Here is a 14,031-nt window from a genome sequence, read left to right as displayed (position 1 = left end):
CATTCCGAACCCGGAAGCTAAGCCTTACAGCGCCGATGGTACTGCAGGGGGGACCCTGTGGGAGAGTAGGACGCCGCCGAACAAATATTGGAGAAGACCCCCGTGCCATTCGGCACGGGGGTCTTCTGCGTTTACAGGGCGAGGCAGGGCCAATGAAACCCAGCCCGCCCTCGTGAATCACAGGCGTCCCGCCGCCTTCAATGCCAGATATGCGTCTGCCAGCGCCGGGGCCAGTTCCTCCGGGGGTGCGTCCACGACCGTGACGCCACGGCGGCGGAGCTGTTCCGCGGTGCGGTCGCGTTCCGCGTGGGCATGGGCTGCTGCCGCCGCCTCGTACACCGCGTCGGTGTTTCCGCGTGCCTTGGCCATCTTGGCGATGTGCGGGTCCGCCACCGAGGCGAGGAGAACCGTGTGGCGCTGGGTCAGCTGGGCCAGGGCGGGCAGCAGGCCCTCCTCGATGGGGGCCGCGTCGAGAGTGGTGAGCAGCACGATCAGTGAACGGCGAGGCGTCGTACGGAGTGCCGTCGCCGTCAGTCCCCGGGCGTCGGTTTCGACGAGCTCGGGTTCGAGTGTGGCCATGGCGTTGACAAGTGACGGGAGGACGTCGCCGGCCGTGCGGCCCTGTATGAGGGCGCGCAGGCGACGGTCGTAGGCCAGGAGGTCGACGCGGTCGCCGGCGCGGGAGGCGAGGGCTGCCAGGAGCAGGGCCGCGTCCATGGAGGCGTCCAGGCGGGGCGCGTCGCCGACTCGGCCCGCGGAGGTGCGGCCCGTGTCGAGGACAAGCAGGATATGGCGGTCGCGCTCGGGGCGCCAGGTGCGTACCGCGACCGCGGACTGGCGGGCAGTGGCGCGCCAGTCGATGGAACGGGTGTCGTCGCCGGGGACGTATTCGCGCAGGCTGTCGAACTCCGTCCCCTCGCCTCGTGTCAGCACACTGGTGCGGCCGTCCAGTTCGCGCAGGCGGGCCAGCTTGGACGGCAGGTGCTTGCGGCTGGTGAAGGGCGGCAGGACACGTACCGTCCAGGGGATTGTGTGGGTGCCCTGGCGGGCGAAGAGTCCGAGGGGACCGTAGGAGCGGATGGTGACGCGGTCGGCTTGACGGTCGCCGCGGCGGGTGGGGCGCAGGCGGGTGGTGAGGCGCCTGCGTTCACCCGAAGGGACCAGCAGGCGGTGGCGGGAGGCTTCCACCTCCGTACCGGGCTGCCAGCTGCTCGGGGGCCAGGCGTCGCGGATCCGGGCGCGGAGCGGTCGGTGGGACGGGTTGGTGATCGTCAGGGTGACGTCGGCGGTGTCGCCCAGGCGTACCGAGGTGTCGCCGGAGCGGGTCAGGCCGAGGCGGCGTACGGGGGCGGCCAGGGCGAAGTCACAGGCGCAGGCCACCGCCAGGGGGGCGTTGACGGCGAGGATGCCCGTCCAGCCGGGTTCCCAGATGCCGACGGGAAGGGAGCCGAGGGCCGCGAGCAGGGCGGCGCGTCCGGTGGGGGCCATCAGCGGGGGACGGGGACGTGGGCGAGGATCGCGTTGATGACCGAGTCGGTTGTGACTCCTTCCATCTCGGCCTCCGGGCGGAGCTGGACACGGTGGCGGAGCGTGGGCAGGGCGAGGGCCTTCACGTCGTCGGGGATGACGTAGTCGCGGCCGGTCAGCCAGGCCCACGCGCGGGCGGTGGCCAGGAGGGCGGTGGCCCCGCGCGGGGAGACGCCGAGGGTGAGGGACGGCGACTCGCGGGTGGCGCGGCAGATGTCCACGACGTAGGCGGTGATCTCGGGGGAGAGGGTCGTGTCGGCGACCGCGCGGCGAGCGGCTTCCAGGTCGGCGGCGTTCGCGACGGGGCGCACGCCGGCAGCGCGCAGGTCGCGGGGGTTGAAGCCCTTGGCGTGGCGGGTGAGGACGTCGATCTCGTCCTGGCGGGAGGGGAGGGGGATGGTCAGCTTGAGGAGGAAGCGGTCCAACTGGGCTTCGGGAAGGGGGTAGGTGCCCTCGTACTCGACCGGGTTCTGGGTCGCGGCGACCAGGAAGGGGTCGGGCAGGGGACGGGGGGTGCCGTCGACCGTGACCTGGCGTTCCTCCATGGCCTCCAAGAGGGAGGACTGGGTCTTCGGAGGCGTGCGGTTGATCTCGTCCGCGAGGAGGAGGTTGGTGAAGACCGGGCCGGGCTGGAAGGAGAACTCGGCGGTGCGGGCGTCGTAGACCAGGGAGCCGGTGATGTCGCTCGGCATCAGGTCGGGGGTGAACTGGACGCGTTTGGTATCGAGTTCCAGGGTGGCCGCGAGGGCGCGGACGAGGAGGGTCTTGGCGACGCCGGGGACGCCTTCGAGGAGGACGTGGCCGCGGCAGAGCAAGGCGACGACGAGGCCGGTCACCGCGGGGTCCTGGCCGACCACGGCCTTGCCGATCTCGGCGCGCAGGGCCTCCAGGGAGGCCCTGGCGGCGGCCGGGTCCCCGGTGTGCGCGGCGTTGTCAGTGGTCGGGTCCATCATGGACGGCGTACCTCTCTTTCGAGGGCGTCGAGGTGGTCGGCGAGCTGGATGAGTGCGGCGTCGTCGCCCGGGGGCGGGCCGAAGAGGAGGGTGTGCGGGGACTGTCCGTCGCCCTGGAGGTGGGCGGACAGCGCGGGGAGCAGGGCCTCGGGCGCGTGCGCCTGGGAGACGGGGACGCCTACGAGGGGGGCGAGGCGCGTGCGGGTGGTGGAGCGAAGAGCGCCGGCCGCGCGGTCGCGGGCGTTCGCCTTGCGGTAGAGGCGGGCGCGGCCTTCGACGGTTTCGGAGGCGCGGATCGCCACGGGGAGTTTCTCGGGCACCAGGGGGCCGAGTCGGCGTGCCCGCCACAGGGCGGCCAGGGCTGCCGCGATGAAGAGTTGCAGGGTGCCCCACAGCCAGCCGGAGGGGAGCAGGTCGAAGAAGCCGCGCTCGCCCTCCTCGGAGGTGGCGGAGGCGTCGGCGAGCGAGGGGAGGTACCAGACCAGATGAGGGCGGGAGCCGAGGAGCTGGAGGGCGAGCGAGGCGTTGCCGTGCTCGTCGAGGCGGTCGTTGAGGAGGATGTCGGGCGCGCCGAGGAGGACGGTGTCGCCGTCGCCGGAGGGGGCCGGGATGCGCAGCAGGGTGGCGAGGCGCTCGCTGGCGTAGCACTCGTCGGCGGTGAGATGGATGGTGGTGTAGCGGATGCCGCCCGTGTCGGCGGTGCCCGCGCGGCGGGCGGCGGGCAGGTCGCAGTCGGGGGAGAGGGTGGAGTCGAAGCTGGTGGCCGGGTCGGCGGTGACGCCGGGGGCGAGGCGTTCGACGGAGGCGCTGCCGGCGGAGACCAGGACGGTGCGGCCGCCGGATTCGGCGGTGGCGGAGTGCAGCCGGGACTGTTGGGGTGCGGACAGCAGGTCGGGGACGGCGACCAGGAGGGTCGTGTCGGGGCCGGCTGCGGTGGTGGCCCCGTCGAGGGTGGTGACCACGCGCGTGTCCACACCGCGGTCGGCGAGGAGTTCGGCGACGGCGCGGCTGCCGTAGGGGTCGGCGGAGCGCGGGTCGAGTTCGCCGTGCCGGGTGTCGGAGCGGATCACGGCGATGGCGACGGCCGCCGCGATCAGCAGCACCAGCGCCAGTGCGATGCCTCGCGCGCGGGTCCACACCTGGCGTGCGGTGGGCGAGGCCGAGGTGGGCGGGAGCGTGACCTCGGTCGTCATCCGGCGGCTCCCTGGCGGGCGTTGGCGTCCGTGCTGTGGGTGCTGCTGCCGCCGGCCGCGAGCTGTGGTTTGGTGCGTTCCAGGTCGCGGTCGAGTTCGGTGAGCTGCCGGTACGACTGTTCCGTGGCGGCCCGGCCGCCGTACGTGACGTCGTCGAAGGCGCGGGCGGCGGTGTGCAGCCGGGTGGTGTGGGCGGGCAGGGCGCGGCCGGCCTCCGCGGCGGCCTCGTCGGCGGTGCGGCCGGGGCGGAGGTCGAGCAGGGTGCGTTCCTCCAGGGCGCGGACGACGGCCCGCATGCGTTCCCGGACGGCCTGGTTCCAGTGCCCCTGGGCGGCGTGCGCCTCGGCGGCCGCGCGGTGTTCGGCGGCGCTGCGGGGGCGGTCGTCGAACAGGGCGGGGGCCGAGGTCGGTTGGCGTCGCGGGGTGCCCAGGCGCCACCACAGGGCGCCCAGGACGGCGATCACGGCCGCGATGATGACGACCAGACCGAGTGTGCCGCCGGGTGTCGCGGTGGAGGCGGCGCCGAACAGCTTGCCGACCCATTCCCAGAAGGCGTTGAGGGCCTGCTGGAACCAGCTGGGATCGTTCTCGTGGTACCTGCCCTTGGACAGTTCGCGCCGGGCCGCCTCCCGCGCGGGGTCGCGCGGGAGGGTGACGGGCGGCTCGTCGTCGCCGCGCAGCAGCAGGCGTACGGCCGTGTCGGCGGCTGCGGGCAGTGCCTGTACGGCTGTGAGAACTCCCCCCGTGGCGGTCACGCCGTCAGCTCCCCGGGGTGGTGCCGGGACCGTGGCCCTGGACGCCGGCGGCGCGGGCCAGTTCGAGGTCGAGTGCCTCGCGGCGGATGCGCTGGTCGACGTAGAGGAGCACGGTGACGCCGGCCGTGATCGGGAACGTGATCATGGAGCCGATGACCGCGCCGATGCCGCTGACGATGAGGAACGTCCAGCCCATGTCGCCGCCGGCGCTGTTGAGGAAGCCGGAGACGCCGTCGCCGCCGACGGCCGCGGCGAGGAAGGTGAAGGGGATGACGATGATCGACGCGACGACGTTCGCGATGATCGTCGCGAGCAGCTGGATGCCGAAGACCCGCCACCAGGAGCCGCGCACCAGTTTGGCGGAGCGGCTCATCGCCTTCACGATGCCCTGCTTCTCCAGCATCAGCGTGGGCGAGGCCAGCGACAGGCGGATCATGAGCCACAGGGTGACGACGACGGCGCCGATCAGGCCCAGGACGGTGAGGGCGATGCCGGCCCCGTCGCCCGCGGCGAGGGTGACGAGGAAGCCGGGCAGCGCGCCGACGGCCATGATGCCGACGGTGATGAGCAGCAGCAGGCAGATCAGGCCGAACAGTTTGACGATCTGGGGACGGGCGTCGCGCCAGGCCTCGCCGGTGGTGACCGACTTGCCGAGTACCGCGCGGCTGGTGACGGTCGTGAGCAGGGCGGTGGCGGCGACGGTGCCGATCAGGGTGACCAGGAAGACCACGCCGGAGTTGAGCAGGGCGTCGCCCATGGCGTCGGTCAGTTCGTCGAGGGTGGCGCTGGGGTCGCCCAGCACCGCGGTGCTGGAGGTGTCCAGGGCGAGGCCCTGGAGCAGCACGACGACGATCTCGGTGAGGACGGCGACGGTCAGGGAGATGCCGAGGACCGTGCGCCAGTAGGTGCGCATGGTGGAGACGGCGCCGTCGAGGATCTCGCCCACGCCGAGCGGGCGGAGCGGGATGACGCCGGGCTTGGCCGCGGGCGGGGGGCCGCCCCAGCCGCCGCCCCAGTTACCTCCCCAGGCACCGTACCCACCGGGTCCGCCGGGGCCGCCGCCGTAACCACCCGGACCGCCGGGCGGAGGGGCACCCCAACCCGGGCCGGGTGGTGGGGGCGGGGGAGTCTGGCCCGGGTCCGTGGGACCGGGCGGGCCGGTGGGTGCGGACCACTGGCCGGGTGGTGGCTGATCCTTCGACCACTTCGCGCCCGGGTCCTGCGGGGCCTGGCCCGGCTGCTGGGGCTGGTCGGAGGGGTGCTGGGGGCCTGGACGGCCGGCGGGCTCGGCAGGACCGGACGCGCCCGGTTCCTGCCTTTCGGACGGGGCGGATCCGGGCGAGGCCCAGCCCGGAGTGTCGTTCATCGTCGCTCCTTCACGGTGCCCGTCCGCGGTCGCGGCGGCGGCTTGGCAGCCATCGTGCCATGGGGTGGTCATCAACCGACCTGCCGAGGTGAGGGCTGCTTGCCTTCTATTGTCCGTGCGACAGGGGGCAGACTGGCCGCATGGCTGATCAGTACGCACACAGCGGCGATGACAAACGGCCGACCGAGATCCCGGCACTGCGCTGGGAAGAGCCACCCGAAGGCCCCGTCCTGGTCCTGCTCGACCAGACGAGGCTGCCGGCCGAGGAGGTCGAACTCGTCTGTACGGACGCGTCGGCGCTGGTGGAGGCGATCCGCTCGCTCGCCGTGCGCGGTGCTCCCCTGCTGGGCATCGCGGGAGCCTACGGCGTCGCGCTCGCCGCCGTACGGGGCTACGACGTGGACGACGCGGCGTCGGCGCTGGAGAGCGCCCGGCCCACCGCGGTGAACCTCGCCGTCGGCGTACACCGGGCGCGCTCCGCCCACCAGGCCGTCCTCGCCCGTGGTGGGGATGCCCGGCAGGCGGCCGGGGCCGCGCTGGCCGCGGCACGGCAGCTGCACCGGGAGGACGCCGAAGCCAGTGCCCGGATGGCCGAGCGCGGGCTGGCGCTCCTCGACGAGCTGCTGCCCGGCGGCGGGCACCGGATCCTCACGCACTGCAACACCGGTTCGCTGGTGTCGGGCGGCGAGGGGACGGCGTTCGCGGTGGCGCTGGCGGCACACCGGGTGGGACGGCTTCGGCGCCTGTGGGTGGACGAAACGCGTCCGTTGCTGCAAGGTGCTCGCCTGACGGCATACGAGGCGGCCCGCAGCGGCATGGCGTACACCCTGCTCACCGACAACGCGGCGGGATCGCTGTTCGCGGCGGGCGAGGTGGACGCGGTGCTGATCGGCGCGGACCGCATCGCGGCCGACGGCTCGGTGGCGAACAAGGTGGGGAGCTATCCGCTCGCGGTGCTCGCGCGGTACCACCATGTGCCGTTCATCGTGGTGGCACCGGTGACGACAGTGGATCTCCGGACGCCGGACGGGGCGTCCATCGAGGTGGAACAGCGTCCCGGGCATGAGGTGACGGAGGTCACGGCACCGCAGGTGCCGGTGGCCGGAACGGAAGCGGGAGGGGGGATTCCGGTGGCACCCCTGGGCACCCAGGCGTACAACCCGGCGTTCGACGTGACGCCACCGGAGCTGGTGACGGCGATCGTCACCGAAGAGGGTGCCGTTTCGCCCGTGACAGCCGAGGCTTTGGCGACGTTGTGTGCCAGGTCACGCCAGGTAACGATTAGCTAATGGGATGATGTCGTTTATGAAGGGACGAGTCCTTGTCGTCGACGACGACAGCGCACTGGCCGAGATGCTCGGCATCGTGCTGCGCGGTGAAGGTTTTGAGCCGTCTTTCGTAGCCGACGGCGACAAGGCGCTGGCCGCTTTTCGCGAGGCCAAGCCCGATCTGGTGCTACTGGATCTGATGCTGCCCGGCCGGGACGGCATCGAGGTGTGCCGCCTGATCAGGGCGGAGTCCGGAGTGCCGATCGTGATGCTCACGGCGAAGAGCGACACCGTCGATGTCGTGGTGGGCCTGGAGTCCGGGGCCGACGACTACATCGTGAAGCCGTTCAAGCCGAAGGAGCTGGTGGCCCGTATCCGGGCGCGGCTGCGCAGGTCGGAGGAGCCGGCGCCGGAGCAGCTCGCCATCGGTGACCTGGTGATCGACGTGGCCGGGCACTCCGTGAAGCGGGACGGGCAGTCGATCGCGCTGACGCCGCTGGAGTTCGACCTGCTGGTCGCGCTCGCCCGCAAGCCGTGGCAGGTGTTCACCCGTGAGGTGCTGCTCGAGCAGGTCTGGGGCTACCGCCACGCGGCGGACACCCGGCTGGTGAACGTGCATGTGCAGCGGCTGCGCTCCAAGGTCGAGAAGGACCCGGAGAAGCCGGAGATCGTGGTGACCGTCCGTGGTGTCGGATACAAGGCAGGACCGAGCTGACATGTCCGGGGACAGTGCCGCTTCGGCGTCCGGCCGGTCCGGGGGCCGTCCGGGGCGGCCTGTCGGCCGGAAGACCTCGGGCTCCCGATGGGGGCGCCTGCTCGACGGCGGGCTGCTGCAGGGCGGGGTCCAGGGCAGCCCGGTGATCCGGCTGTTCGTGCGCTGGGTGCGCCGGCCGCTGCTGCCCGTCATGCGGCTGTGGCGGCGCAACATCCAGCTCAAGGTCGTCGTCACCACGCTGCTGATGTCGCTGGGCGTGGTCCTGCTGCTGGGCTTCGTCGTCATCGGCCAGGTGCGCAACGGTCTGCTGGACGCCAAGGTGAAGGCGTCGCAGAGCCAGGCCACCGGCGGGTTCGCGGTGGCCAAACAGCAGGCCGAGGAGGCCGTGAGCGTCACGGGCGACGACGGCACCGCGGTGGACGGCCGTCCCTCGCAGAGCGTCATCCAGTGGATGAGCGACCTCGTGGAGTCGCTCTCCAGCGGTGGACAGGGCGCCTTCGACGTGGTGACCCTGCCCGCGGGCGACGAGAGCGGCAGCGGGCGCGGACCGCGCGCCTCCGGTGAGGTCAATCCGACGGCGAGCGTGCCGGCGGCGCTGCGGGAGAGGATCGACACCAGCGGGTCGGCGGCCCAGAGCTACACGCGCATCGTCTACGACACCAAGAAGGAATCCCAGCCCGGTCTGGTCATCGGCAAGCAGGTCAACGACCCCAACAGCGACCCGTACCAGCTGTACTACCTCTTCCCGCTCACCCAGGAGGAGAAGTCGCTGAGTCTGGTCAAGGGCACCCTGGCGACCGCCGGGCTGTTCGTCGTCGTACTCCTCGGTGCGATCGCCTGGCTCGTGGTGCGCCAGGTCGTCACGCCGGTGCGGATGGCGGCCGGGATCGCCGAGCGGCTGTCCGCGGGGCGGCTGCAGGAACGGATGAAGGTCACCGGCGAGGACGACATCGCGCGGCTCGGCGAGGCGTTCAACAAGATGGCGCAGAACCTCCAGCTGAAGATCAACCAGCTGGAGGACCTGTCGCGGATGCAGCGCCGGTTCGTGTCGGACGTGTCGCACGAGCTGCGGACGCCGCTGACGACCGTGCGGATGGCGGCGGACGTCATCCACGAGGCGCGCGAGGACTTCGACCCGGTGACCGCGCGGTCGGCGGAGCTGCTCGCAGACCAGCTGGACCGGTTCGAGTCGCTGCTCGCGGACCTGCTGGAGATCAGTCGGTTCGACGCGGGCGCGGCGGCGCTGGAGGCGGAGCCGATAGACCTGCGCGAGGTCGTACGGCGCGTGGTCAGCGGGGCGGAGCCGCTCGCCGAGCGCAAGGGCACGCGGATCAGGACCGTCGGCGACCAGCAGCCCGTCGTCGCCGAGGCCGACGCGCGACGCGTGGAGCGCGTGCTGCGCAACCTGGTCGTCAACGCGGTGGAGCACGGCGAGGGCGAGGACGTCGTCGTCAAGCTCGCCGCGGCCGGCGGGGCGGTGGCGGTGGCGGTGCGCGACTACGGCGTCGGGCTCAAGCCCGGTGAGGCGACCCGGGTCTTCAGCCGCTTCTGGCGGGCCGACCCGGCACGCGCGCGGACCACCGGCGGTACGGGGCTGGGGCTGTCCATCGCCCTGGAGGACGCGCGGCTGCACGGCGGCTGGCTCCAGGCGTGGGGCGAGCCGGGCGGTGGTTCGCAGTTCCGGCTGACGCTGCCCAGGACCGCGGACGAGCCGCTGAGGGGGTCGCCGATACCGCTGGAACCCAAGGACTCGCGGCGCAACCGCGGACTGGACGACGCCGGTCTGCCACGCGGCGGCGGGGACGGCGAGAAGCGTGCGACGGTGTCGGCGCGGCAGGCGGGCACCGACGGGTCGGCGCGGGATCCGTTCGCGCTGAGGTCGGCGACCGCCACCCCGACGGCCGATCCCACCGCACTGCCCGGCAACGGTGCACGCGTGGTGGCCCGGCCCGCCCCACCGGAACGAACGGGCAGCACGCGGATGACATCCGGGGCGCAGAGCGGCATCGCGGGCGCCGATGACGGGTTCCCGGAGGCCGACGGCGGTTCCGCGGGACGGCCGGACGACGGGCACGGCGGGGGTGCGGCGGCTTTGTCCGCGGGCAGCGGCGACGGTTCGGAGCCGGGGACGCAGACCGGGCACGGCGGCCCCGAGGGGGAGCCGGACGACGGCCGTGACCGGGAGTCGGAGGCCGGCCGGGAGCCGGAGCACGGGGCCGGGGCGGCCGGTGGCGAGGGCGGTCGGAGTGCGGCGCGGGATGTGGACCGGGATGGGGAGGCTTCGCGTGGGCGGCGGTGAGCGCGGCCGGTGGGTGCCGGTGCGGACGGTGGCCTACGCCGCCAGCGGGGTCGTTCTGCTGGCCGGGTGCGCCTCGATGCCCGACAGCGGGGATCTGCGGGGCGTCGAGTCGACGCCCCGGCAGGACGCGCAGGTGCGGGTGTTCGCCATGCCGCCCAGTGAGGACGCGACCCCCACGCAGATCGTGCAGGGCTTCCTGGAGGCGCTGACCAGTGACGACCCCGACTACAGGACCGCGCGCCAGTATCTGACCCGCGAGGCGGCGAAGACCTGGAAGCCGGAGCTGTCCACCACCGTGCTGTCGGACGGGCCGGGCGCCCAGGCCGACAGCACGGACCGGCAGGACACCGGCTCCCTGTCCTACACGCTGACCGGGACCAAGGTCGCCACGGTGGACGCGCAGCAGTCGTACGCGCCCGCCTCCGGGTCCTACGACGAGCTGGTGCATCTCACGAAGGACGCCAAGAGCGAGCAGTGGCGCATCGACGCGGTGCCGCAGGGCGTCGTCATGGGCAAGTCGGACTTCCAGCGCAACTACATGTCCGTCAACAAGTACTACTTCGCCTCGGCCAACGCGGGATCGCCGCCGATGACGGTCGCCGACCCCGTCTATGTGCGCAGTCACGTGGACCCCACGACCCAGATGGTGCGCTCCCTCATCGAAGGGCCCACGACCTGGCTGGACCCCGCCGTCAGGACCGGATTCCCCGCGGGGGCGGCGTTGCGGGAGGACGCCGGCCCGCTGACCCCGGACGACCGGGGCAGGCTGACCGTGCCGCTCAACGACAAGGCGGCCGAGGTCGGCACCGGCCGGTGCGAGGAGATGGCGGCCCAGCTGCTGTTCACGCTGCGCACGCTCAGCCCCGCGGTGGAGGAGGTCGAGCTGCGGGCCGACGGCGGGCAGCTGTGCTCGCTGGCCCAGGAGGGCGCCGAGACCACGGCCACCCGGGGCGCGCTGGACCAGCCCGACTACCTGTACTTCGTCGACGACAAGCACCGGCTCGTACGGATCACCGCGGGCAGCAGCGACACCGAGCCCGTGCCGGCGCCCGGGGCGCTGGGCGAGGGTGAGAAGGCACTGCGGTCGGTGGCGGTCGCCCGGGACGAACGCACCGCGGCCGGGGTCGCCATCGACGGCAAGTCGCTGTTCGTCTCCTCGCTGGTGTCGGGGAGTTCCCTCGGGGAGCCCGTGCTGCGCAGTACGGGCAGGACCGAGGAGGACAGGCTGACCACGCCCAGCTGGGACGCGCAGGGCGGACTGTGGGTGGCCGACAGCGACCCCGTCGACCCGCGGCTGTACCTCCTGGAGGAGGGCGAGGAGGAGCCGGTCCAGGTACGGACGCCGGGGCTGGACGGCCGGGTGCGGGCGGTCCGGGTGGCCGCCGACGGGGTGCGGATCGCGCTCGTCGTGGAGAAGGGCGACCGGAGTTCCCTGGTGATCGGGCGGATCGACCGGAGCGGTGGGACGGACGAGCGGCCGACGGTCACCGTGCTGGACCCGCGCTCCGCGACGCCGGAGCTGGAACAGGTCACGGCCATGTCCTGGGCCGGGGACAGTCGGCTCGTGGTGGTCGGACGCGAGCAGGGAGGTGTGGAGCAGATGAAGTACGTCGAGGTCGACGGTTCCACGCCGGACGTGCCGCCGCCCGCCGCCCTGACCGGAGTCGAGGCCGTCACCGCCTCCGAGGACGAACAGGCGCCGCTCATGGCGTACTCGGTGGACGGGATCGTACGGCTGCCTTCGGGGGCGCAGTGGCAGAAGGTGACGGAGGGGACCGCGCCGGTCTATCCGGGGTGAGCCGGGCCGGCCGGACCCGTCCCCCGGGTTATCCACAGGGGTGGCCGGGTGCGGCGGGCGTTGGCACAGTGGTCCCATGCGGGACTGGTGGCAGGACCTCACCGACCTGGTGCTCCCGGCCGAGTGCGGCGGCTGCGGCAGACCTCGTACGGTGCTCTGCGCCCGGTGCCGTACGGCGCTGAGCGGGGGCGTGCCGTGCCGGGTGCGGCCGGTGCCCGAGCCGGCCGGACTGCCGCCGGTGCACGCGGCGGCCCGCTACGCGGACGAGGTGCGCGCCACGCTGCTGGCGCACAAGGAGCGGGGCGCCCTGGCCCTCTCCAGGCCGCTCGGCGAGGCGCTGGCGGGAGCGGTGCGGGCGGGACTGGGAGCGGTCCGTGCGCGGTGCGCGGGCGGCGGCTCGGTGCTGCTCGTCCCCGTGCCCTCCGCACGGCGGGCGGTGCGGGCGCGCGGGCATGATCCCGCCCGGCGGATCGCGTACGCGGCGGCGGGTGAGCTGCGGCGGGCGGGGGTACCCGCACAAGTGCTTCCCGCGCTGCGGCAGCGACGGGACGTGGCCGACCAGTCGGGGCTCGACTCCCGGCAGCGGCTGGCCAATCTCGCGGGCGCGCTGACGGTGGTCCCGGGCTGCGGCCGGCTGCTCTCGGCAGGACGGGTCGTCCTGGTCGACGACCTGATGACGACCGGGGCGTCGCTGGCCGAGGCGGCGCGTGCCGTACGGGCGCGGTCGTGGGCCGCGTCGCCGGACCGGGGAGCCGAATCGAGTATTTCGGGGCCCGCGTTCGTGTACGGGGGTGAGACAGGGGAAGGGAGAGGGGAACAGCGGAACGGATCAGCTCAACAGCGGGCGGGCCGGCGTTCCGGCCGGCCGCCGGTCATGGCGGGCGCGGGCGGCGCCGGCGGGATGTACGCGGCCGTCGTCGCGGCGTCTCCGGACGCTTTCGAAATAAACCGGAACTGACTGAGAACGTGTGTCGTTGCAGGTAATGAGAGAGGCAATTCATCAGAATGGAGGTACGGCGCGGTAGAGGGTGACGACATCCGTCCGGGCGAGATATGTTCGGTTGAGAGGGAAAGCCGCAGGCCACACCTCTCGAATCCGATTGCCGTGCTGCGGGTTTTTCGTTATCGCCCGCGCCGGTGGAGTGGAGATTTCGCCCATGGGGGAGGAGGTGGACGTCGCCGAGTCCGAGGTTCCGGGCGTCACCGGAACCTGGTGCAAAAGGGAGACGCTCCGCACCGAGGCGGAGTGATCCGGGAACGGAGTTCTGCGTGGACATCGTCGTCAAGGGCCGCAAGACCGAGGTGCCCGAGCGGTTCCGGAAGCACGTGGCCGAGAAGCTGAACCTGGAGAAGATCCAGAAGCTCGATGGCAAGGTGATCAGCCTCGACGTCGAGGTGTCCAAGGAGCCCAACCCCCGACAGGCCGACCGCAGTGACCGGGTGGAGATCACGCTCCGCTCCCGCGGTCCGGTGATCCGGGCGGAGGCAGCGGCGAGCGATCCGTACGCGGCGCTCGACCTGGCAGCGGAGAAGCTGGATGCCCGGCTGCGCAAGCAGCACGACAAGCGTTTCTCGCGGCGCGGTGCGCGCAGGATCTCGGCCGCCGAGGTCCCCGACCACGTCCCGGGCGCGGCGACACTCAACGGGGTCGGCGGGGGCGCCGTCACGGAAGAACGGGAAGCCGTCCCCACCAAGAAGATCGGCTCCCTGGAAGTCCAGGGCGACGGACCTCTGATCGTCCGTGAGAAGACCCACGTGGCAGCACCCATGACCCTCGACCAGGCTCTCTACGAAATGGAGCTGGTCGGGCACGACTTCTATCTGTTCATCGACTCCGAGACCAAGGAACCCAGCGTCGTCTACCGGCGGCACGCCTACGACTACGGCGTGATCCACCTCAGCACGGACACGATGGTCACCCAGACGCAGTCCCCCGAGGCGGGCGGGACGCTCGGCGGCTGACCCGCCGCGTGACGGCCGAGCCGGTGCCCCTGGTGCGCGTGTGCGCCCCCAGGGGCACCGGTGTGCGCCCACTGTGCGCACGCACCGGCACTCCGGTGTCGGCGGGGCATGGAATCATGGCTGCAGCGGCCCAACCGGTGGGCCGTTGCCTTGGGTTGGCGATGGTCAGGACCACAGGCCACAGCCTTCAGGGGG

The 14,031-nt window shown here is 72.6% G+C and carries 11 protein-coding genes and 1 rRNA gene; 7 read left to right on the top strand and 5 right to left on the bottom strand.

Annotated features, from left to right (window positions below; genetic code table 11):
- Window positions 1–82: ribosomal RNA gene (gene rrf, locus ACFXAE_RS32885) — 5S ribosomal RNA — on the top strand; the annotation flags it as partial.
- Between the two features lie 95 nt (window positions 83–177).
- Here the strand turns inward: rrf and ACFXAE_RS32880 are convergent.
- From ACFXAE_RS32880 to ACFXAE_RS32860, 5 genes are read right to left on the bottom strand one after another with little or no spacing between them, the layout of a single operon-like run.
- A complete protein-coding gene (locus ACFXAE_RS32880) occupies window positions 178–1,488 on the bottom strand; it encodes a DUF58 domain-containing protein (RefSeq protein WP_384722258.1) in 1,311 nt (436 codons plus the stop codon).
- A complete protein-coding gene (locus ACFXAE_RS32875) occupies window positions 1,488–2,477 on the bottom strand; it encodes an AAA family ATPase (RefSeq protein WP_384722255.1) in 990 nt (329 codons plus the stop codon). The genes ACFXAE_RS32880 and ACFXAE_RS32875 overlap by 1 nt, the downstream gene beginning before the upstream one ends.
- A complete protein-coding gene (locus ACFXAE_RS32870; RefSeq protein ID WP_384722252.1) occupies window positions 2,477–3,673 on the bottom strand; it encodes a DUF4350 domain-containing protein in 1,197 nt (398 codons plus the stop codon). The genes ACFXAE_RS32875 and ACFXAE_RS32870 overlap by 1 nt, the downstream gene beginning before the upstream one ends.
- A complete protein-coding gene (locus tag ACFXAE_RS32865; RefSeq protein ID WP_384722249.1) occupies window positions 3,670–4,428 on the bottom strand; it encodes a DUF4129 domain-containing protein in 759 nt (252 codons plus the stop codon). The genes ACFXAE_RS32870 and ACFXAE_RS32865 overlap by 4 nt, the downstream gene beginning before the upstream one ends.
- A gap of 4 nt (window positions 4,429–4,432) precedes the next feature.
- Window positions 4,433–5,794 carry a glycerophosphoryl diester phosphodiesterase membrane domain-containing protein gene (locus tag ACFXAE_RS32860; RefSeq protein WP_384722246.1) on the bottom strand — a complete coding sequence of 454 codons (1,362 nt, stop codon included), beginning with the start codon at window positions 5,792–5,794 and terminating at the stop codon, window positions 4,433–4,435.
- Window positions 5,795–5,934: 140 nt separating this feature from the next.
- Here ACFXAE_RS32860 and mtnA point away from each other — a divergent pair, with 140 nt between their 5' ends.
- From mtnA to hpf, 6 genes are all read left to right on the top strand, one after another.
- Window positions 5,935–7,083, top strand: a complete 1,149-nt coding sequence (gene mtnA / locus ACFXAE_RS32855; protein ID WP_384722243.1) for an S-methyl-5-thioribose-1-phosphate isomerase — start codon at window positions 5,935–5,937, stop codon at window positions 7,081–7,083.
- A 4-nt stretch (window positions 7,084–7,087) separates the two neighbouring features.
- Window positions 7,088–7,777 (top strand): two-component system response regulator MtrA, encoded by a 690-nt coding sequence (mtrA, locus tag ACFXAE_RS32850; RefSeq protein ID WP_004930665.1) that lies wholly within the window; start codon window positions 7,088–7,090, stop codon window positions 7,775–7,777.
- 1 nt (window position 7,778) lies between these two features.
- On the top strand, window positions 7,779–10,076 hold the full coding sequence (mtrB, locus tag ACFXAE_RS32845; RefSeq protein WP_384722239.1) for an MtrAB system histidine kinase MtrB: 2,298 nt from the start codon (window positions 7,779–7,781) through the stop codon (window positions 10,074–10,076).
- Window positions 10,048–11,874: an LpqB family beta-propeller domain-containing protein gene (locus ACFXAE_RS32840; protein WP_384722236.1), complete on the top strand. Its 1,827-nt coding sequence runs from the start codon at window positions 10,048–10,050 to the stop codon at window positions 11,872–11,874. Before mtrB ends, ACFXAE_RS32840 begins: the two co-directional genes overlap by 29 nt.
- 76 nt (window positions 11,875–11,950) lie before the next feature.
- Window positions 11,951–12,832 carry a ComF family protein gene (locus ACFXAE_RS32835; protein WP_384722233.1) on the top strand — a complete coding sequence of 294 codons (882 nt, stop codon included), beginning with the start codon at window positions 11,951–11,953 and terminating at the stop codon, window positions 12,830–12,832.
- A gap of 311 nt (window positions 12,833–13,143) precedes the next feature.
- A complete protein-coding gene (gene hpf, locus ACFXAE_RS32830; RefSeq protein ID WP_384722230.1) occupies window positions 13,144–13,836 on the top strand; it encodes a ribosome hibernation-promoting factor, HPF/YfiA family in 693 nt (230 codons plus the stop codon).
- Window positions 13,837–14,031 lie beyond the last annotated feature (195 nt).

Origin of the sequence: Streptomyces sp. NPDC059454 (assembly GCF_042749965.1) — a bacterium.
Classification (GTDB): Bacteria; Actinomycetota; Actinomycetes; order Streptomycetales; family Streptomycetaceae; genus Streptomyces.
Note: the sequence above shows the minus strand (reverse complement) of the source record. Positions and strands in the feature narration are given on the sequence as shown.

What these genes read in the sequence shown, in the direction of transcription:
- mtrA (WP_004930665.1), top strand. Translation starts at nt 7,088, where the DNA reads ATGATGTCGTTTATGAAGGGACGAGTCCTTGTCGTCGACGACGACAGC.
- ACFXAE_RS32875 (WP_384722255.1), bottom strand. Translation starts at nt 2,477, where the DNA reads ATGGACCCGACCACTGACAACGCCGCGCACACCGGGGACCCGGCCGCC.
- mtrB (WP_384722239.1), top strand. Translation starts at nt 7,779, where the DNA reads ATGTCCGGGGACAGTGCCGCTTCGGCGTCCGGCCGGTCCGGGGGCCGT.
- ACFXAE_RS32870 (WP_384722252.1), bottom strand. Translation starts at nt 3,673, where the DNA reads ATGACGACCGAGGTCACGCTCCCGCCCACCTCGGCCTCGCCCACCGCA.
- ACFXAE_RS32840 (WP_384722236.1), top strand. Translation starts at nt 10,048, where the DNA reads ATGGGGAGGCTTCGCGTGGGCGGCGGTGAGCGCGGCCGGTGGGTGCCG.
- ACFXAE_RS32880 (WP_384722258.1), bottom strand. Translation starts at nt 1,488, where the DNA reads ATGGCCCCCACCGGACGCGCCGCCCTGCTCGCGGCCCTCGGCTCCCTT.
- ACFXAE_RS32860 (WP_384722246.1), bottom strand. Translation starts at nt 5,794, where the DNA reads ATGAACGACACTCCGGGCTGGGCCTCGCCCGGATCCGCCCCGTCCGAA.
- ACFXAE_RS32835 (WP_384722233.1), top strand. Translation starts at nt 11,951, where the DNA reads ATGCGGGACTGGTGGCAGGACCTCACCGACCTGGTGCTCCCGGCCGAG.
- mtnA (WP_384722243.1), top strand. Translation starts at nt 5,935, where the DNA reads ATGGCTGATCAGTACGCACACAGCGGCGATGACAAACGGCCGACCGAG.